The sequence below is a fragment of the Sphingomonas sp. PvP055 genome, from assembly GCF_040546365.1.
Lineage (GTDB): Bacteria > Pseudomonadota > Alphaproteobacteria > Sphingomonadales > Sphingomonadaceae > Sphingomonas > Sphingomonas echinoides_A.
Genome location: NZ_JBEPNS010000001.1, coordinates 2,818,160 through 2,836,611, shown reverse-complemented (window position 1 = coordinate 2,836,611; position 18,452 = coordinate 2,818,160). Strand labels below are relative to the sequence as shown.

Here is an 18,452-nt window from a genome sequence, read left to right as displayed (position 1 = left end):
TAGGCCCTTTCGGGCGCGGCGTCATACCGAATGCGCCGGGGGTGGTTGCGGGGTCGATCAGCGGGCGGGAGACGTCTGGGCGGACAAAGGGACCAGTCCGCTGTTTCGCAACGGCAAAACTGCGGCCGGCGAGGTCAGGTAGCGCAGCAAACGGGCCCCCGCTTCGGGATTGGGCGCGCGGGCACCGACGAAGGCGGTCAGGATGGAGCGATGCTGCAAGGCAGGCGGCAACGGACCGACCACGGTCAGGCCGCGGATGTGCAACATCTCGCTGCATTGGGAAAAGGCGATGTCCACGTCGCCCGCCACGGTCGCCTTGGCGATTCCGACCTGCCGCGCGACGCGGGCCATCTGCCGGGTGATCCCCAGCTTGGGGAACATCGTGCGGGTGACATAGTCCCCGCTAAGGCTGTTCGAATAGCCGACCGACCGCGCCGCCAGCAGCGCACGACGGACCTCGGCGGATGTGTCGATCTTCGGTGCCGGACGGTTGGCGGGCACGACGACGCAAATCGGCGAGGCGGCCAACGGGACGACGCTGCCGGGAAGCGCGTGACCACTCGCGACGAGGCCGTCGATCACCTTCGCCTCGGCGATGACGACATCGGTCGCCTCACCGGCTGCCACGGCAGGACCGATATCAGCGGAGCGATCGATCTTGATCGCCAGCGTGTCGCCACTGCGAGTCTGATAGTCGCCGCGCAGCGCATCCAGCGCGACCGCGATCGCGCCGGAGGCGTGGACCTTGACATCGCCTGCCATCGCACTGGAGGGAAAGGCGATCCCGGCCAGGGCCAGCACGGGCACCAGCACCCGGATCATCGCGGTGCCGCCGGTACGATCGGCAGGACGATCATCGAGGGGTGCGCAGGATCGTGCAGGATCGCCGAATGCGCGACTTGCTGGCGGGTGTGATGCTGGATCGGTTCGCCGGTATTAGGATTGACGTCGAACTTCGGGAAATTGCTGCCGGCGATGTCGAGCCGGATGCGGTGGCCCTTCTTGAACACGTTGCTGGTCGGCGGCACCTCGATCGTCATCGTGTAGGTCTTGCCGGGCGTGAGCAGCGTGGCCTTGTCGAGCGTATCCCGGTAGCGTGCGCGTCGCAGCGCATCGGACAGGATCAGCGCGACCCCATCGGGGTACGCGGCGGAGGCCGGATATTCGTCGATGAGTTTGACCGCGAAATCAGTGTCTTTCACGTCGGTGCGGAAATGCAGCGTGACGCTGACCGGCCCGGTTACCTCGACGTCGCGATCCAGCGGCGCGGTGCTGAAGCTCTTCACGTCGGCGCGCGCATTGAGCGGTCGGGAGTCGGTACACCCCTTGTAGGTCGGCTTGCACCGCTGATCGAACGCCCCGCCGATCCGCGTGTAGATCGTCGGAACCGGATGCGCAGGATCGGCGATGAGCCCGGTGGAGGTCGTGGACGTTGCGGGCGACGAACCGAGCAGGCCGTTGCCCTGGAGATAGAAGGACGTCGGTTTCGCGCGTGCGAGCGGATAGGCGGCTTCGTCGCGCCAGTATCCGCCGTGATAGATCAGGCCCTCCGCCGTGCGGTGGCCGTCGCCGGTGCCCATGACAAATAACCGGACGGGGGAGGCCGGAGTCGTCGGTTGCTCACCCTTTAGATATTGCCGGAACCACGCATCGGCAGCTTCCAGCGGATGGCCTTCGCCGTCCGGACCGAATTCGGCGTCGCCGTTGCGCGATACCGAGCGGCCATGATCCCAGGGGCCGGAAATCATGCGCGTTTCCGACCGGTGCGCCGCTTTCAGCCCAAGATACGCCTTCAGGAACGGCCGCTGCATGTGATCGTACCAGCTGCCGTAAAACAGCATCGGAATGTCGGGATAGTCGCGATAGCGATCGGGATTGATCCCGTAGCCTTTCCAATAGGCATCATAGTCGGGATGCGCGAGCCACTCGCTGAACCAGCGCTGGGCGGGGGGCGAGAAGGCGAGCAGTTTCGCCTGCTCGGCGGCCGGAAGCGCCAGCACCCGGTCATAATCCTTGCGCAACGCCTCTGCCTGCGCCTTCACTGCCGGCTTGTCGGCATTGTCGTGCATCGTCAGGATCGCGCCGAGCGTGTGCGAAAGGTTGTGATCGCCCAGCCACGCGCCCTGGCTCCAGGCGCCGCCACCGTCGTGATAGTCGGTGACCGCATTGATGAGGAACTGCGCCTTCAAGTGCGGCGGCTTGCCAAGCGCGGTGTTGAACTGCGTGTGCCCGCCGTAAGAGATACCATAGGTGCCGATTGCGCCGGTGGACCAGGGTTGCGTCGCGAGCCATTCGACCATGTCATGCCCGTCGCGCGGATCGTTGACGGGGTCGTGCATGTAATAGACGCCCTCGGAATCATTGTTCCCGCGCATGTCGGACGAGACGAAGACATAGCCGTGGCGGGCGAACCATTCGCCCGTCGCCGCCGTATTGTTGGCCTTGCGGCCATACGACCAGCGTTGCAGCACGACGGGGAAGCGCTGCCCCGCCGCCGCGCCCGCCGGCATGTAGAGATCGACGGCAATGCGGATGCCGTCGCGCATCGGAACCATCACCTTTTCCCGGACCGCGATGTCCGTCGGCTGCTGCGCCGCCGGAGCCGTCGATTGCGCGCTGGTCGCAACCGGGGCGGTGACGAGTGCGATCGCCGCGGAGAGGAACAGGTGATGGTGCTTCATGGTCGATATCCCTCGCGACGATCAGTACTTGAAGCGGAAGCCGACCACGAAGGTCCGCCCGACGGCATCGTACAGGTCGAGGTTGGTGTTGGTCGAACTGATCGTATTGTTCGGGTTGATCGGGGGTGCCTGATCGAACAGATTGTTCACGGTCATGAACAATTCGCTGTTGCTCCCACGGCTTCCCCCGCGATTGTCGATGCGGAGCCGCGCCGTGAGGTTCGTATAGAACCGCGACGGAATGTTGTTGAACTCGTCGGCAAGATCCTTCGACGTGTAGAGGACGTTATACTTGCCGCTGCCGACATAGCGTTCCTGGACGACGAGGCTGAACGGGCCTTGCGAATAGATGCCGGTGAACTGCCCGCGCCAGTTCGGCGTGTTGCCCGTGGGGGTTCCGACGTCGCCGGCACGATCGATCGCAATGCCGCCCGCCGTCGACGAGATGAACGTGTCGACGTAATTGGCCAGCACGCGAAGCGACAGGTCGCCCGTCCCGATCCGGGTCCGATAGCCTGCCTCGAAGTCGAGGCCGCGCGTCTTCAGCGAGGCGAGGTTGAGCCGCGGCTGGAGCAGGTTGGTGATCCGGCCGGAGGTCGGATCGCGCGTGATGAGCGCGCAGGTGACGGCCGATCCGGCGAGGCACTGGGTGAGTGTGTCCTGCGCGGTGAGCGTCGTGATCGCGCCCGAGATGTTGATGTCATAAGCATCGACCGAGATCATTGCACCGCGCAGCCATTCCGGCTGGAAGACCACGCCCAGCGTCGTGGTATTGGCGCGTTCGGGCGCCAAATTGGGATTGCCGAGGCCGAACGGCTGGATGTTGTAGCTGATCCCGCCGACGACCGGATCGATGACGGTGGCGAAGCCCTGCGACGGGCCGGTGAACAGCTCGATGATGTTGGCGGCGCGAATGTCGCGCGAGCGTGCCGCACGCAGCCGGGATTTCGGAGGTCGGCTCGTAGGTTGCGCCGATCTTCCACGTGGTGACGCCGCCGCTGGTGCTGTAATCGGTGTAGCGGGCCGCCGCGTTGAGTTCCAGACTGTGGCCGAGCGCGGAATCCTTGAAGAACGGCAACAGGACTTCGCCGAACGCTTCCTTCGTATCGTAGCTGCCGTTGAGTGGCTGCGTGTTGGTCAGGAAATAGCCGCCGGTGAAACCCGTGATCGGGTTCTTGCCGGTCGCGACGTCGTCCGAGACGCCAACCGCTTTTTCCTTGCGATAGCCGACACCTGCGGCGACCGCGACCGCGCCACCCGGCAGGTTGAACAGGTTGCCGGTGACCTGCGCTTCCGCGACGCGCTGCGACAGGCGCAACCGGTTGTAAAGATCGCCGTGGACATAGGCTTTTGCTGCCGCGGACGGGCTGTCCTCGCCCAGGATGTTAAGCGGCACGCAACCGTCGGACGGGTTGGTCAGGGTCGACCGGCAGACGATCGCGCCCGTGCCCGGATTCCGCACGGCGTCGAGCGCCTGATAGAATTTCGAGAGGACGATGTTGTTGCGGCTGCGATAGATCTGTGTGGTCTGGCCGCCCTCGCCATGGACCGACCATTTCCAGCTGCCGCCGAAGCTGCCCTTAGCACCGAAGGCGGTGCGCCAGGTGTTGTTGGTGTTCTCCGGCGAGATGATGCCCAAGCCGCGACCGTAATAGCCGATCGGCAGCGTCGTCACGCCCGCCGTGACCATCCGTGCCCGGACGGAATCCGGGAGGAACGGATTTTCCCGCCGGATCGTCAGGCCGTTGCCGAGGAAATAGGGATATTGGCTGCCGTAACGCGAATGGGTGTGCGCCAGCGAAAGTTCGGCGAAGACATTGATATCGCTGGTAACGTCATAATCGGAGTGCAGGAACCCGACGACCCGCTCGAGCGGCGCGAGCAGCCCGACGCGCGGCAGGATGTTGGGGCCGTTGCCGCCCGACATGCGCTGGCTTAGCGTGTTGGCATATTGGCCATAGCCGAATTGGGTTGGCGTACCGTCCCGCGCGAAATCCAAGCCGCGCAGCGGGCCGGAGGTGACGAGGCCACCCCAGCTCGCGACCGAAATCCGCGCATCGGGAATGCGGATGAAGCGCGGCGCGCCGCCGGGGTTGGGAATGACCTGATACGGAACCGCATTCCAACCGCGATCCGTAATCGGATCAGTGTCATACGCGAGGATGCCCTTGTCGTTGGCATATTCGACCGACCCGATCAGATGGCCGCGACCGCTGGAGAAGCCGGTGCCGAAGGCGATGGATGCGGCCAAGCTCTGCGCGTCGCCGCGCTGCGAAATGCCGCTCTGCACGCTGCCCTTTACCCCGGTGAAGCGCGTATCCAGCACGAAGTTGACGACGCCCGAGACCGCGTCCGACCCATAAGCCGCCGATGCGCCGCCGGTGACGACGTCGACACGCTGGATCAGCGCCTGGGGAAGGAGGTTGACGTCGGTGGTGCCCGACCCGCCGGACGGAACGAAACGGCGTCCGTCGAGCAGGACGAGGGTGCGCGATGGGCCGAGGTTACGCAGGCTGAGGTAGTTCTGCCCGCCGCTGTTGGTGGTCGACGCCTGCGATTGCGGCTTCTGCGAACCCGCGAACGATGGCAGTTCGTTGAGCGCAGTCGCGATCGTGGTGGGGGAGGAGGCGGAGAGCTGTTCCGCGCCGACGACGGTCACCGGCGTTGGCGCGGTCGACCCGTCGCGGACAACGCGCGATCCGGTCACGACGATATCGCCGCCGCCGACGTCGGGGGCGGCCTGTTCCTGGCTTACCGTGTCGAGCGCGGGCGGGGGCGCGGCTTCGGGGGCGCTCAGCGAGGGTGGGGTGACTGTCTGTGCGCCGGCTGATCCGGCGAAGGCGATAGCCAGGATGCTGCAACCAAGCAGGCGGAACGACTTAGCGCGCGATCGTTGTGAGACGGACAGACCCATCGAAACATACCCTCCATGAACGAGGCCGCTCTTCGGGCGGCACTTCTGAAGGCTGGGTAGGCCGTGGATACAGCTAGATCAAAAACCGTTTCAACATAGCTAACCATCCATTTTCGGCATTGGTCGAAAATCCGAGGTAACTCGATCTATTATGCCGTGCCGGCATAGGATGGCATATCGAAACGGTTTTTGATCTAGATATCGATCCCGCCTAGGACCTCCGGACAGACCAGGCCAAGGCCTTGTGTGGAGAAGGGCCGATCGCTTGTACGCAGCCGCCAAGAGCCTGCGGCAGACTGGCGTGTCGGTCGGAGAGGACAGTCTTGAAACACCTGAAAGAGCTGCACGTTCAAGTATTGATCGCCCTGGTTGCGGCGGTCGTGCTGGGGATTGTTGCGCCGCAGTGGGCGGTTGCTTTTCGCCCGCTTGGTCAGGCCTTTATCGCCCTTCTCAAGATGATGCTCGCCCCGATCATTTTCCTGACCCTGGTGCATGGGTTGACCCATGTCTCCGACATGCGCGCGCTTGGCCGTATGGGCATCAAATCGCTGGTATATTTCGAAGTGGTCAGCACCCTGGCGATGGTCGTCGGACTGGTGGCGGTCAATCTGCTGCAGCCCGGCGTCGGTTTGCATGCCACCAATCTGGTCGAGCCCGATGCGGCGGTGGCGGCGGGGAAGGTGAACGTTACCGATTTCTTCCTGCATATCATTCCGAATACGCTCGTCGGGGCGTTTGCCACCGGCGATATCCTGCAGGTTCTGCTCGTTTCGATCCTCGCCGGGGTCGCGATCAATCGGGTGTGCGGGCCTAACTCGTTGACGGTGCGCGGGATTGAGGAAGCGCAGGCGGTCCTGTTCAAGATGCTCGGCTTCTTGATGAAGCTCGCCCCGCTCGGCGCATTTGGCGCGATGGCGGCGGCGGTGGGTAGCTATGGCGGGGCAACGCTCCTATATCTGCTCAAGCTGATCGGCGTTTATTATCTTGCGTCGTTTGTGTTCGTTTTTGTCGTGTTTTGGACCATTTCGTGGTCGATTGGCCTACCGTTTCTAGCGGTTTTGCGCCTGATTAGCGACGAAATGCTGCTGGTTTTCGGCACCGCATCGGGCGAAGTCGCCTTTCCCCGGCTGCTCGAGAAATTGAAGCGCAGTGGCTGCGATGATGTCGTCGTCGGGTTCGTGCTTCCCGCCGGATATAGCTTCAATCTGGATGGCACCTCGATCTACATGGCGGTCGCGATCGGCTTCATCGCGCAGGCGACCGATACGGCGTTCTCGCTGTGGCAACAGATAGGGTTGCTCGCGATCCTGGCGCTGACGTCCAAGGGCGGCACGACCGTTGCAGGCGGGGCGTTCATCAAGCTGGCGGCGACGTTGCAATCGGTGCGATCGCTCCCGCTGGGTGGGCTGGGCCTGTTGTTCGGGATCGACCGGATCATGGCGACCGCCACCGCGCTCACCAACATCGTCGGCAATACGATCGCGGTGTTCTTCATCGCGCGCTGGGAAGGCGGGTTCGATCCCGATGCCTTTGCCCGCGAGACCGGGCAGCAGCCGGGTCGCAGCTGGGTGCGCGGCCCTGCCGTGCCGATCGCGCGCGCCACCCCTTCAACACTCCCTAGTCCAACCAAAGGTCCCGCATGAACCGCCTTCCGCCCGTTACCCCCGAGACGCTGACCGATGCGCAGCGCCCCGTGTTCGATGCCATCGCCACCGGCCCGCGCAAGGGCGTGCGGGGGCCGCTCGCGATCTGGCTGCACCGGCCCGAACTGGCGCAGGCCGCGCAGGCGTTGGGGCAATATTGCCGCTATGACAGCAGCGTCCCGGCGCGCCTGTCCGAGCTGGTGATCCTGTCGATGGGGCGGCACTGGCTCGCCGAGTACGAGTGGGCCGCGCACAAGCCGTTCGCGCTGGAAGCCGGGCTGAGCGAAGCGGTGATCGATGCGATCCGCGACGGACGCGATCCGCCGTTCGAGAGCGAGGACGAGCGCCTCGTCCATCGCTTCGTCCGCACGCTGCATGCCGAACGCGGCATTCCGGACGAACTCTACCAGGCGCTCGCCGCGACGCTGGGGGAAACCATGCTCGTCGATCTGGTCGGGATCGCCGGATATTACACGCTGATTTCCATGACCATCAAAGTGTTCGATGTGCCGCCCCCCGCCGGCGTCGCCCCTGAACTTCCCACGACCCTCGCCTGAAATGGCATTGCACGCACAAGGAACGCCCATGTCCGAAGAACTCCCTGCCAGCGATCGTCTGCGCGGCAAGGTCGCCATCATCACCGGCGCCGGGTGCGTCGGCCCCGGCTGGGGCAATGGCCGCGCCGTCGCGGTCCTGTTCGCGCGCGCGGGCGCCAAGGTGTTCGCGGTCGACCGCGATATGTCCGCGATGGACGAGACGCTGTCGCGCATCCGCGCGCATGGCGGCGACGTGACCGCGCATGCCTGCGACGTGACCGCCAATGACGCGGTCGAAGCGATGGTTGCGGCGTGCGTCGCGGCTTATGGCCGCGTCGACATCCTCGTGAACAACGTCGGCGGCAGCGCCGCGGGTGGCGCGGTCGCGCTGTCCGAGGACAAGTGGAACGCGCAGATCGACCTCAACCTGAAAAGCGTGTTCCTGACCTGCAAGCATGCCATCCCGGAAATGGAGAAGGCCGGGGGCGGCGCGATCGTCAACACCGCGTCGACCTCGGGGATCCGCTTCACCGGATCGCCGCAGGTCGCTTACGCCGCGACCAAGGCGGCGGTGATCCAGCTCGGCCGGGTGACGGCGGTGGAATATGCGCCGCGCGGTATCCGCGTGAACACCGTGGTGCCGGGCCAGCTTCACACCCCGATGGTGGAGGCGCGGCTGGCCGGGCAGCGGACCGGCGGGAATATCGATGCGTTGCTCGACAGTCGGTTGAAGCGGATCCCGCTCGGCTTCATGGGCGATGGCCGCGATACCGCTTATGCCGCGCTGTACCTCGCGAGCGACGAAGCGCGCTTCGTGACCGGCACTGAAATCGTGGTCGATGGCGGCATGACCGCACGCTGCGACTGAGCCGATGCGCCCGCCGATGCCCTTGCCCGTCAACCGCCGCCGCGTGATCGCGGTGGGTCTGGTCGCGGAAGCGGCATCGGCGGGCCGCCGGATTGCCGTGCGAAAGATCCCATGATGACCGATCGCGCCATTCCGGCGAGGGCCGCGTTGCTGCGCTGCATCCGCGCGGTTTGCGAGCGCGCGGCGGCGGCACAGGCGGCGCTGGTCGACCACGCGCAGCGGCTTTACGCGTGATGGAGGCGCCCGCCGCCTTTCCCTGGACACCGTCCTTGCGCGTACCCGATCCTGCCGTGCGCGTGCTCGATCCGCGGTTCGAACGCTATCGCCTGCCGCATGCCCGGCTGGAGCGGCTGGGGGGCGGGATGCGCTGGGCGGAGGGGCCGGTGTGGTTCGGCGATGGCCAGTTCCTGCTGCTGACCGATCTGCCCGAGGATCGCATTCTGCGCTGGGATGCGGTGACGGGCGCGCTGACGACGTTCCGCCAGCCCGCCGGAAAGGCGAACGGCCTGACCCGCGACCGGCAGGGGCGGCTGATCGCGTGCGAACATGGCGAGCGCCGTGTCACGCGCACCGAATATGACGGCCGCATCACCGTGCTGGCCGACGCCTTTGCCGGCGAACGGCTCAATTCACCCAATGACGTGGTGGTCGCCGCCGACGATGCGGTCTGGTTCACCGATCCGCCGTTCGGGCTGGCCAGCGACTATATGGGGCGGCGCGGCGCGGCAGCGTTGACCGCCAACGTCTATCGCCGCGATGTCACGGGACGTCTCGTTTGCATGGCGGAGGACCTGGAAGGGCCGAACGGCCTGGCGTTCTCGCCCGACGGCACGACGCTGTACCTCGTCGAATCGCGCGCGCGGCCGTGCCGCATCGTCGCTTATGCCGTCGGGGTCGACGGTGCCTTGTCCGACCGTCGTGTCCTGATCGACGCCGGGGAAGGGCGCCCCGACGGGCTGCGGATCGATGCCGACGGCAATTTGTGGTGCGGCTGGGGCGGCGGCGCGGGGCTGGACGGGGTGCGCATCTTCGCGCCGGACGGCACCGCGATCGGCCACATCGACTTGCCCGAACGCTGCGCGAACCTGTGCTTCGGCGGCCCGCAGGGGAACCGCCTGTTCATGGCCGCCACCGGCTCGCTCTACGCGCTCTACGTCAACACCATGGGGGCGCAATGGGCCCCTTTCGAAGGAGAGTATCAATGACGATCAAACGGATCATCGCGATGACGATGGCGACGGCTGGGCTCGGGGTTTCGGGCGCAGCGGCGGCCGAGGACGTCCATGTAATCGCCACCGGCGCGCTGCAGGGGGCGATGAAGACGCTCAAGCCCGCGTATGAAAAGAAGACCGGCAACACGCTGGTGATCGCCTGGGGGCCGTCGTTCGGCACCTCGCCCGAAGCGATCCCGGAGCGGATCCGCAACCGCGAGCCGATGGACGTGACGATCGGCACCGAGGAAACGCTGGATGCCGTGGCGAAGAGCGGCGTGTTCGATCCGACGAGCCGCAAGGTCATCGCGCTGTCGCAGATCGGGATCGCGGTGCCCAAGGGACAACCGCACCCCGACGTTTCGACCGAAGCCGCCGTGCGCCAGGCGCTGCTGTCCGCCAAGCGGGTGGCCTATTCGCAAGGCGCGAGCGGCGTCTACATCAAGACGACCATGCTGCCGAAGCTGGGGATCGCCGACCAGATTGCCGCCAAGACGGTGGTTGCCGAGGGCCGCGAGCTGGTCGGTACGGTGCTTGCGCGGGGTGAGGCCGATATCGGGATGCAGCAGGTCAGCGAGCTGAAGGTCACGCCCGGCGTCGACTTTCTCGGGCCGCTTCCCGCCGGGATCCAGAAGGTCAGCCGCTTTGCCGGGATGGTGAGCAAGGACAGCCGCAATGCGAAGGCAGCGCGCGGGTTCCTCGCCTATCTGGCAAGCGCCGAGGCGCGTCCGCTGATCGAAGCGAGTGGGCTCGATCCGGTGCGGCCGACCAAGCGGCGCTGAGCGACGGTCTTACGGACGGAAACGATGATGACCCGGATCCGCCGCCGCCGATGCGCTGCGATTATGCAGCGACACGGCGGGGCGTATCCGCGGGGGACGCGGCGATGGTGACCGCGGTCGTCCTCTTCGCCCGCCGGGCATCCGCCGGATGACGGCGCGGCGGGGGCGCGATCTGCCCCCGCGCTTCTGCGGCACGTCGCCGCACTGATGGAAAGAGCTTATGCTGAACATTCTCGTCCGCCGATCCGCGGTCGGCCTTGGCGCGTGCGCGGTGCTGGCCGGTACCGGTGCGCAGGCCCAAACCGCTGCCCCTCCGGCGTCCACCGATCCGCAAGTCCTGATCCAGGCGCAACAGCGGCGGATCGACCAGCTGGAGGCGCGATTGCGCACGATGGAAGCGCGGCTGGCGATCGCCCCGGCGCCGGCTATCGCGCAGCCGGTTGCGCCGGTCGCCCCCCAAGTCGCGGCGCCCGTGGTCCCGCCCGTCGCCGCGCGCGTGCCGCCGGTTGCGGTCGCGGACATTCCAGAGCGGGTGGCGCGTCCGCCGGTCGTCCGCATCGTGCAGCGGCTCACCGATTCGGAAGCGTCCCCACCGCCTGCAACCGGCAATGGCGAGAAGGCGGGCGTCGTGTTCGTGAACGGCCTGCCGCGGGTGAATTCGGTCGACGGCCATTGGTGGTTCCGGCCGCGCGGGCGGCTGTTCCTCGATGCTTCCACCACCACCGGCGCGTTTGCGGGGCGGAACATCACCGGCACCACCCTGGGGTCGGCGCGATTGGGGATGGAGGGCGCGGTCGGCAACGTGTCCTGGGCGCTGGAAGGCGAGTTCGCCGAAAATCAGGTCGTGTGGAAATCGGCGTTCGTCAACATCCGCCACCATCTGCTCGGGCTCGAGGCGGACGGGTCGATTGGCAACCGCTTCAACGACCGGACGATGGACGGATCGGTCGGGCTCGGCACGACGCCGTTCACCGATTTCAACACGGTTGCGGCGACGATCCTGCCGCGGCGCGGGTTCTGGGGCGTTGGCTTGCAGGAACGGCTCTACGGCCCGAACTGGCATGCGTCGGTACAGGTGACGGGCGAGGACCCCAACAACATCGGCGATGGCGACGACGGTTTGACCGTCGTGTCGCGGATGCACTGGAACCCGATCAAGTCGAAGGGGCTGACCGTGCATCTCGGCGGCTGGGGCTTCCATGAGCGGTTGGGGGGCGAAACCGGATCGCTGGTTCGGGCGAGTGCGATCGCGGGCGGGTTCAACACGCTGGTCCGCGCGCAGCCGGGGCCGGTCACGGGGGTGGACAGCGACACCGGTTACGGCGCCGAGCTGGCGGTGATCACGGGGCGTTTCTGGACGCAGAACGAATGGGGGCGCCGGACCTTGCACCGCGCCGGCGGCACCGACCTTTCGCACGATGCCTTCAGCCTATCCGCCGGGTGGTTCGTGTTCGGGACGACCTCGCCCTATGACGCGCGGCGGGGCACCTGGGCGCGCGCGCGGATCGAGGATCCGGTGACGACGGGCGGCTGGGGCGCGGTCGCGTTGCGGGCGCGGTACCAGGAGGTCGACTATCGCGGACTGCCGCTGGGCGGGCTGGGACGATCGACCACGATCGGTGGCACTTGGTACATCAACAAGATCACGCGCGTCCTGCTCGATGTGACCGACTGGCACATCGCCAATCCCGGCAACGCGCCCGGCAGCATCGATTCGGGGCAGACGGTGAACCTGGGGCTGCAAGTCCAGTTCTGATCGCGCTGGCGCCTAACCGGCGGGAGCCCGTTGCGCGGGCAGGCGATCGGTGAAGGCGATGGCGATCAGGCTGTCGTCTTCCCGGCGCAATTCGATCCAGTGCGAAACCGCAGCGTCGACCGCGTGCACGCTGCAGAGGACGGCGGTGACGCGGTCCCCCAGTTCGATGTTGCCGAGATAGGCGATCCGCCGGGCGTGCGTGGTGAGGGGCGGGTCCAGCCGCCGGAACCACGTCCATTCCGCGCGATCGATGAGCGCGGGGAAAGCGGCGAAGTAGAGGAAATCCGCGCCGTTGAAATCCTCGTGCGGGTTTGGGTCGAGCGTCAGCCGGGCCAGGTCTTTGCGGTCCTCGCGGCGGAACGGACCGTGGTGCTCCCACCCCTGCGCGCGGAAGGGCGGTTGCGGGTCGGCGGGTGGCAACAGGCGGCACGGCCGCGCGACCAGCCCGCGAGTCGCGGATCGATTGCGGCCCGCTTCCCGCCTGCCGACGAACGCGCTGTCCAGCGTCAGCCGCGCGACCGTCTCGTCCTCGACCGAGAGCGTGACGGTGCTGCGGAAACGGCTGCGGCCGGTCCGCGACAGGGTGACGGCGAACGCGAGCCGATCGTGTTCCGCGACCTGGTCGAGCCGCCCGTCTTCCAGCGCGACCCCGGTGAAGGCGGCGTAGAGGCGCGCGCCGCTCGCATCGCGGAAATCGGGGCGATCCAGGCCGTGCGCTTCCGCCAGCGCCAGCCAGTGACGGTGCCCCGCCGCCTTCCACATCCAGCCTTCCGACAGCCCCGCCCGGCAGAGCTCGGGCATGCCGATGCGCAGCGACTCCTGCGCGGCGACAAGGCTGGCGGCGGCGCTGGCGATCATCCCGCCGCAACCATCCGCTGCGCCGGGGCGAGCGACGCTGCGATGTGGTCGACGATGTGCGCGGCGTCGCGCGCCACCGCGTGGAAGCGGCCCGATCCCCAGGTGTTGAGCCAGGGCAGGCCGATGAAATACAGCCCGGGGTGCGCCGAGACGCCGCGATGATGATCGGGATAGCCGCGCGCATCGAACACCGGCGCCTCGATGAACGAGAAGTCCATGCGGAAGCCGGTGCACCAGACCACGCTGCCGATCCCTTCCGCCGCAAGATCGAGCGACAGCGGTTCTTCGGGCGGCGACCAGCACGGCACGTAGGGATCGGCGGACGGTGCATCGATGCCCTCGCGCGCGATATAGCCGTCGATGGTCGCGCGGATCCGGTTGAACGTCGCGTCCGCGCGGTCGAGATGCTCCGACAGGTCTGGTTGGAACCGGACGACGCCCTGGTCGACCCCGGCGAGCATGCCGTACAGCTTCATCCCCTGCGTCGCGAACAGCCGCAGATCGATCTCGCGCCCGCCGTCGCGGCCGGTGAGATAGTGGTTCTCGTTCTGGCGGACCTTTTCGCTCATCGGATGGTCGTCGATCGGCAGGTCGTAATGCCCCATCTCCTCGAGCCATTCGGTCGAATCCTTGCCGCGATATTGGCGCGGCGCGCGCGGCGCATCGCCGACCGCGAGATGGACCTGCCGCCCGGCGAGGTGGAGATCCTCGGCGATCTGGCACCCCGACTGGCCGGAGCCGACCACCAATACGGCCCCATCGGGGAGGGCATCGGGGTTGCGGTAATCGAGCGACTGGATCTGCGTCACGCCGACGGGCATGCCCTGGCCGACCCGCGGGACGATCGGCACGTGATAGCCGCTGATCGCGATGACGACGCGGTCCGCGGTGTAGACGCCGTCGGTGGTCTCAACCAGATAGCCCGCACCCTCCGGCACGATGCGCGTGACCGCCACGCCTTCGCGAATCGGCGGTTTCACCTTCTTGGCATAGCCTTCGATAAAGGCGACGATCTCGTCCTTGACCATGAAGCCGTGCGGATCGGTGCCGCCATGATCGGCGCCATAGTCATAGCCGGGCAGGCGGCAGTGGTGGTTGGGCGTGACCAGGCAGAAACTGTCCCAGCGCTCGTCGCGCCAGCTGTGCCCGATCCGGTTCTTTTCCAGCACGACATGGTCGATCCCCTCTTGCTGGAGCAGATGGCTGAGCGACAAGCCGCCCTGGCCACCACCGACGATCAGCACGGAAACATGGGTACGCGGGACGGGCGTATCGGTCATGGCAGGGTCCTCCTCAGGATTCGAAGCGTTCGATGTGGACCACGGCGTCCGCGCGATCGGCGAAGCGGCGTGCGGTATTGGTGATCTGCTGCGACTGCTGCATCGCGTGGCCGCAGCCCATGCCGTAGCGGGCGCGAACCCGATCGCTGGCTTCCTCGAGCGCGGCGGTGGCGTCGCGCACGAAATCGGCGAGCGGATAGTCGATGCCCGCCGTCAGCCGCTCGGCGATGATGGTCGAGGGCGAGTAGCAGCGTTCGCGGTGGCCATCCGGCCAGCGGACGACGAAGCGCATTTCAGGCATGGATGAAGGGCTCCGATGCGGTAGCGGGACCGCCGATGAAAGGGGTGCCGAAATCCCACACGGTGGCGCTTCCGCCGCCCGTGACGATATTGGCGCGGCGTTCGTCGGTGACGGTCCCGGCGACGGCGGCGGCGATGTCGCGCGCGGCGAAGCGGGCGAGCACGGCGTCGGTGTTCTCCGGTGCGACCGCGAGCACGAAGCCGAAGCTGGGGAAGGCGGTCAGCCAGCGATCGATCGGGACGACAGCGGGGCGGGGCAGGCGATCGAGGTCGATCTCGACACCGACGCCGGACGTCTCCGCCAACATCATCGCGGTGCCGACGACGCCGGCCATGCTGATGTCCTTGCCCGCGCGCAGCAGCCCTTCGGCAGCAAGCGCGGGCAGCAGCGCGAGATCGGCGCGCAGACGTCCGGCGTCGGCGGTGCCGGTGCTGGCATCCCACCACGGAAACGGATCGCGGAACCGGCCGCGCAGATCGGTGACGACGATCAGCGCGTCTCCGGGGCGGGCCGCGAAGCTGGTGACGGGATGCTCCGCTTCCCCCACCACCGCGACGGCGAGTTGCGGCGCGGTCGCCTTGAGGTTGGTATGCCCGCCGACGATCGGTACGCCGTAGCGCGCGGCGGCTTCGCGCATCCCCGCCAGGATCTCGGCGGCCTGCGCTTCGCCCGCGCTCCACAGCGCATCGACCACGGCGATCGCGCGACCGCCCATCGCGGCGACGTCGCTGAGGTTGACCATCACCCCGCAATAACCGGCGAACCACGGATCGGCGGCGACGAAATCGGCGACGAACCCCTCGATCGCGAACAACAGATTGCCGCCGTTCGGGTGCGGGATCACCGCGGTATCGTCGCCGACCGGAACCGCATCGCCGGCGCCGATGCCGAGCTGCGCGATGACCGGCGCGATATCGCATTTATGTGCGACGCCGCGGCTCTCGCGGATCAGCGTGGCGAGGCGCGCCGCTTCGCTCATGCCGCCCGCCGCGCGGCGTGGAAGCCGATCGTGCCGTCGGCGATCGGAGGATAATAGGCGAGATCGGCCTGCATCAGCAGATGCTCGCGGCCATGCAGCGCGAGCTGCTCGATCTTCGCCCAGTGGAGGCGGCGGAACAGCAGCTCGTTGGGCGACTGGACGTGCGCGAAGAAGCGGACGCAGCCCATCGCATGCGCGCTCGACACCGCCAGCCGGATCAGCGCGGGGCCGATGATCCCGACGCGCCGATAGGCCGGTGCGACGGCGAGCCGCGATCCCCACCAGATGCCGGGCGCGCTTTGATGGATGCGCACGGTGCCGATCACTTCGTCCGGCCCGCCCGCGAGCGTGGAAAGCGCGACGATCGTGGTCGCCACCGCATCGGTCGCGTCGCGGTCGTCATGGTCGAATACACCCTGTTCGGTACAGAAGACCTGGCGGCGCAGCTCGGCGGCGCCCGCGGCTTCCCAGCGTTCGCTGGCGAAGCGTACGATATAGTCACTGGCGAGAAAGGGCGGGGGGGCGACGAGGTCCATCACGCGGCTTCCCGCACCGGAAGCAGCTTTTCGAAGGTCGACAGCGCCGAACAGGCGCCGCAGCGCGCGCACCCGGCCTTGACCGATTCCGCGGCAAGCCCGCCATCGCGCAGCATTTGCGCCAGCGGCTGGAGCACCGATGCCATGAAGACGGGATCGGGCGAGGGATGATCCTCGAGCGGCGTGCCGGAAATCGGCACGAACGGCACGATGAACGGATAGACCCCCAGCGCGATCAACCGCGCCGAAATGTCGAGCAACGTCTCGCGCGTATCGCCAAGCCCGGCGAGGATATAGGTCGACACCTGGCCGCGCCCGAACACCGGCACCGCGGCTTCGAACGCGGTCATGTAGCGTTCGATCGGGACGCTGGCCTTGCCCGGCATGATGCGCTGGCGCAGCGCGGGCGTCACCACTTCCAGATGCATGCCGAGCGTATCGATCCCGGCGTCGCGCATCCGGGTAAACCAGACGTCGTCGTTCGGCGGCTCGCACTGGCCCTGGATCGGCAATGCGACGGCGGCCTTCACCGCGGCGGCGCTGTCGCACAACACCGCGGCGCCGCGATCGGTGGCGTTGGGCGTGCCGGTGGTCATCACCATGTGCCGCACGCCATCGAGGGCCACCGCTGCCTTCGCGACTTCGGCAAGCTGGGCCGGGGTCTTGTGCGCCACCGTGCGCCCGGCCGCGAGCGACTGGCCGATCGCGCAGAACTGGCAAGTCTTGGTCCGGCTTTGATAGCGGATGCAGGTCTGGAGGATGGTGGTGGCGAGCACGTCGCGCCCGTGGAGCGTCGCGATGTGCGAATAGGGAACGCCGTCCGCCGTCTGCAGATCGTAGAAGCGCGGGCGGGGCGGGAAGCTGAGCGTGCCGACGCTGCGACCGTCGCACGTCACCTCCACGCTGCCGTCGGCGGCGGGGGCGCTGGCCTTGAACGGGCTGTCGAAGGCGGTGGCGGTGTGCACCGGCACCATCACGGTTATGCCGTCGATCGTCATCGCCTTGTGGTCCGAAGGCCCCGCGCCGCCGCGGCGGCTGGCGACGCCCGCCTTGGGATCAGCCAGCCGAATCCCGTGCGACTGCAGATCGGCGATCATCGATGCCGTCAGGGTGCTGGGTTTCGGTGGCATAAGGGAACTCCCGGTCGGAATGGGCGGCAGGACTTGCGCGGTGGATGGCGGGTTTTGGGCGGTCGTCCAGGTGGAGCGAAAGCAGTTCCGGGCGGGCGTAATGGCCGACCGAGTCCATCATCCGCTTGCGCTTGGTGACGAGCGCCATGTCGCAATCGGCGATCAGCAACCCCTCGCCGGAGGTCAGCGGGGGGACGACATTCTGCCCTTCGGGCGAAACGATCGCGGTGTGGCAGCCGCCGGAAATCGCGCGACGATGCGCTTCGTCCGGTGCGATCGCCGCGCGCTGTTCGTCGGTGAGCCAGCCGGTCGCGTTGACCACGAAGCAGCCGCTTTCCGCCGCATGGTGGCGGACGGCGGCTTCGATCTGGTCGTGGAAGACCTGGCCGACCATCGAGCCGGGGAACTGGCTGGCGTGGATTTCCTCGCCGTCAGCCATCAGCGCGTAGCGGGCGAGGGGGTTGTAATGCTCCCAGCACGCCAGCGCGCCGACCCGCCCGACCGCGGTCTCCACCGCGCGCAGTCCCGAGCCATCGCCTTGGCCCCAGATCATCCGCTCATGATAGGTCGGCGTGATCTTGCGGCGCTTGAGCGCGAGCGTGCCATCGACATCGAAGACGAGCTGGGTATTGTAGAGCGTGCCGCCGTCGCGTTCGTTGACGCCGACGACAAGCACCATCGCATGGCGCCGCGCCGCACTTGCTAGCGCCTGGGTGACCGGGCCGGGAACGACCACGGCTTCGTCATAGAGCGCGAGGTGCTTTGCGCCGATGCGATAGGGCGGGTCGATGAACGAGAAATAGGGATAATAGGGCAGGAAGGTCTCTGGAAAGACCATGAAGCCCACGCCCTTTTCCCCCGCCTCGTCGATCGCCGCGAGGACGCGATCCAGCGTGCCACCGGGGCGATCGAGCACCGGCGCGATCTGCGCGGCGGCGACTCGTACGATCCGGCGGTCGTTCATCGACCCGGCCATC

Annotated in this window: 17 protein-coding genes and 1 pseudogene; 7 read left to right on the top strand and 11 right to left on the bottom strand. The window is 67.1% G+C overall.

Annotation, left to right across the window (positions count from 1 at the left end):
* Window positions 1-57 precede the first annotated feature (57 nt).
* The 4 genes and pseudogenes from ABIC16_RS13395 to ABIC16_RS13380 all read right to left on the bottom strand — a co-directional run.
* Window positions 58-822: a substrate-binding domain-containing protein gene (locus ABIC16_RS13395; protein WP_354291478.1), complete on the bottom strand. Its 765-nt coding sequence runs from the start codon at window positions 820-822 to the stop codon at window positions 58-60.
* Complete coding sequence (locus ABIC16_RS13390) at window positions 819-2,681, bottom strand: CocE/NonD family hydrolase (RefSeq protein ID WP_354291477.1); 1,863 nt, start codon at window positions 2,679-2,681, stop codon at window positions 819-821. Before ABIC16_RS13390 ends, ABIC16_RS13395 begins: the two co-directional genes overlap by 4 nt.
* Window positions 2,682-2,702: 21 nt before the next feature.
* On the bottom strand, window positions 2,703-3,572 hold the full coding sequence (locus ABIC16_RS13385) for a TonB-dependent receptor domain-containing protein (protein WP_354292327.1): 870 nt from the start codon (window positions 3,570-3,572) through the stop codon (window positions 2,703-2,705).
* 1,456 nt (window positions 3,573-5,028) lie between these two features.
* Window positions 5,029-5,595 (bottom strand): annotated as a pseudogene (locus tag ABIC16_RS13380) (TonB-dependent receptor plug domain-containing protein); the annotation flags it as partial.
* Between the two features lie 323 nt (window positions 5,596-5,918).
* Between ABIC16_RS13380 and ABIC16_RS13375 the strand changes: the two are divergent.
* The 7 genes from ABIC16_RS13375 to ABIC16_RS13345 all read left to right on the top strand — a co-directional run bounded on the left by ABIC16_RS13375 (window position 5,919) and on the right by ABIC16_RS13345 (window position 12,391).
* Window positions 5,919-7,238 carry a cation:dicarboxylate symporter family transporter gene (locus tag ABIC16_RS13375; protein ID WP_502958314.1) on the top strand — a complete coding sequence of 440 codons (1,320 nt, stop codon included), beginning with the start codon at window positions 5,919-5,921 and terminating at the stop codon, window positions 7,236-7,238.
* Window positions 7,235-7,795, top strand: coding sequence for a carboxymuconolactone decarboxylase family protein (locus ABIC16_RS13370; RefSeq protein WP_354291475.1), 561 nt, complete (start codon window positions 7,235-7,237; stop codon window positions 7,793-7,795). The genes ABIC16_RS13375 and ABIC16_RS13370 overlap by 4 nt, the downstream gene beginning before the upstream one ends.
* 28 nt (window positions 7,796-7,823) lie before the next feature.
* On the top strand, window positions 7,824-8,642 hold the full coding sequence (locus tag ABIC16_RS13365; RefSeq protein WP_277968422.1) for an SDR family NAD(P)-dependent oxidoreductase: 819 nt from the start codon (window positions 7,824-7,826) through the stop codon (window positions 8,640-8,642).
* A gap of 111 nt (window positions 8,643-8,753) precedes the next feature.
* Window positions 8,754-8,876 carry a hypothetical protein gene (locus tag ABIC16_RS13360; protein ID WP_354291474.1) on the top strand — a complete coding sequence of 41 codons (123 nt, stop codon included), beginning with the start codon at window positions 8,754-8,756 and terminating at the stop codon, window positions 8,874-8,876.
* A 35-nt stretch (window positions 8,877-8,911) separates the two neighbouring features.
* Window positions 8,912-9,847 carry an SMP-30/gluconolactonase/LRE family protein gene (locus tag ABIC16_RS13355; RefSeq protein WP_354291473.1) on the top strand — a complete coding sequence of 312 codons (936 nt, stop codon included), beginning with the start codon at window positions 8,912-8,914 and terminating at the stop codon, window positions 9,845-9,847.
* Window positions 9,844-10,635 carry a molybdate ABC transporter substrate-binding protein gene (locus tag ABIC16_RS13350; RefSeq protein ID WP_277968421.1) on the top strand — a complete coding sequence of 264 codons (792 nt, stop codon included), beginning with the start codon at window positions 9,844-9,846 and terminating at the stop codon, window positions 10,633-10,635. The genes ABIC16_RS13355 and ABIC16_RS13350 overlap by 4 nt, the downstream gene beginning before the upstream one ends.
* A gap of 220 nt (window positions 10,636-10,855) precedes the next feature.
* Window positions 10,856-12,391 carry an OprO/OprP family phosphate-selective porin gene (locus ABIC16_RS13345; RefSeq protein ID WP_354291472.1) on the top strand — a complete coding sequence of 512 codons (1,536 nt, stop codon included), beginning with the start codon at window positions 10,856-10,858 and terminating at the stop codon, window positions 12,389-12,391.
* A gap of 12 nt (window positions 12,392-12,403) precedes the next feature.
* Here the strand turns inward: ABIC16_RS13345 and ABIC16_RS13340 are convergent, their stop codons facing one another.
* From ABIC16_RS13340 to ABIC16_RS13310, 7 genes are read right to left on the bottom strand one after another with little or no spacing between them, the layout of a single operon-like run.
* The gene (locus ABIC16_RS13340; protein ID WP_354291471.1) at window positions 12,404-13,249 is read right to left on the bottom strand and encodes a Pnap_2097 family protein; all 846 of its coding nucleotides are present in this window, start codon (window positions 13,247-13,249) and stop codon (window positions 12,404-12,406) included.
* Window positions 13,246-14,529, bottom strand: a complete 1,284-nt coding sequence (locus tag ABIC16_RS13335; RefSeq protein ID WP_354291470.1) for an MSMEG_0569 family flavin-dependent oxidoreductase — start codon at window positions 14,527-14,529, stop codon at window positions 13,246-13,248. Before ABIC16_RS13335 ends, ABIC16_RS13340 begins: the two co-directional genes overlap by 4 nt.
* 13 nt (window positions 14,530-14,542) lie before the next feature.
* Complete coding sequence (locus tag ABIC16_RS13330) at window positions 14,543-14,821, bottom strand: MSMEG_0570 family nitrogen starvation response protein (protein WP_354291469.1); 279 nt, start codon at window positions 14,819-14,821, stop codon at window positions 14,543-14,545.
* Between the two features lies 1 nt (window position 14,822).
* Window positions 14,823-15,809, bottom strand: a complete 987-nt coding sequence (locus tag ABIC16_RS13325; RefSeq protein WP_354291468.1) for a sll0787 family AIR synthase-like protein — start codon at window positions 15,807-15,809, stop codon at window positions 14,823-14,825.
* The gene (locus tag ABIC16_RS13320) at window positions 15,806-16,345 is read right to left on the bottom strand and encodes an MSMEG_0567/Sll0786 family nitrogen starvation N-acetyltransferase (RefSeq protein ID WP_354291467.1); all 540 of its coding nucleotides are present in this window, start codon (window positions 16,343-16,345) and stop codon (window positions 15,806-15,808) included. The genes ABIC16_RS13325 and ABIC16_RS13320 overlap by 4 nt, the downstream gene beginning before the upstream one ends.
* Window positions 16,345-17,475: an MSMEG_0568 family radical SAM protein gene (locus tag ABIC16_RS13315; protein WP_354291466.1), complete on the bottom strand. Its 1,131-nt coding sequence runs from the start codon at window positions 17,473-17,475 to the stop codon at window positions 16,345-16,347. Before ABIC16_RS13315 ends, ABIC16_RS13320 begins: the two co-directional genes overlap by 1 nt.
* A complete protein-coding gene (locus ABIC16_RS13310; RefSeq protein ID WP_354291465.1) occupies window positions 17,402-18,451 on the bottom strand; it encodes a Nit6803 family nitrilase in 1,050 nt (349 codons plus the stop codon). The genes ABIC16_RS13315 and ABIC16_RS13310 overlap by 74 nt, the downstream gene beginning before the upstream one ends.
* Window position 18,452: the final 1 nt, after the last annotated feature.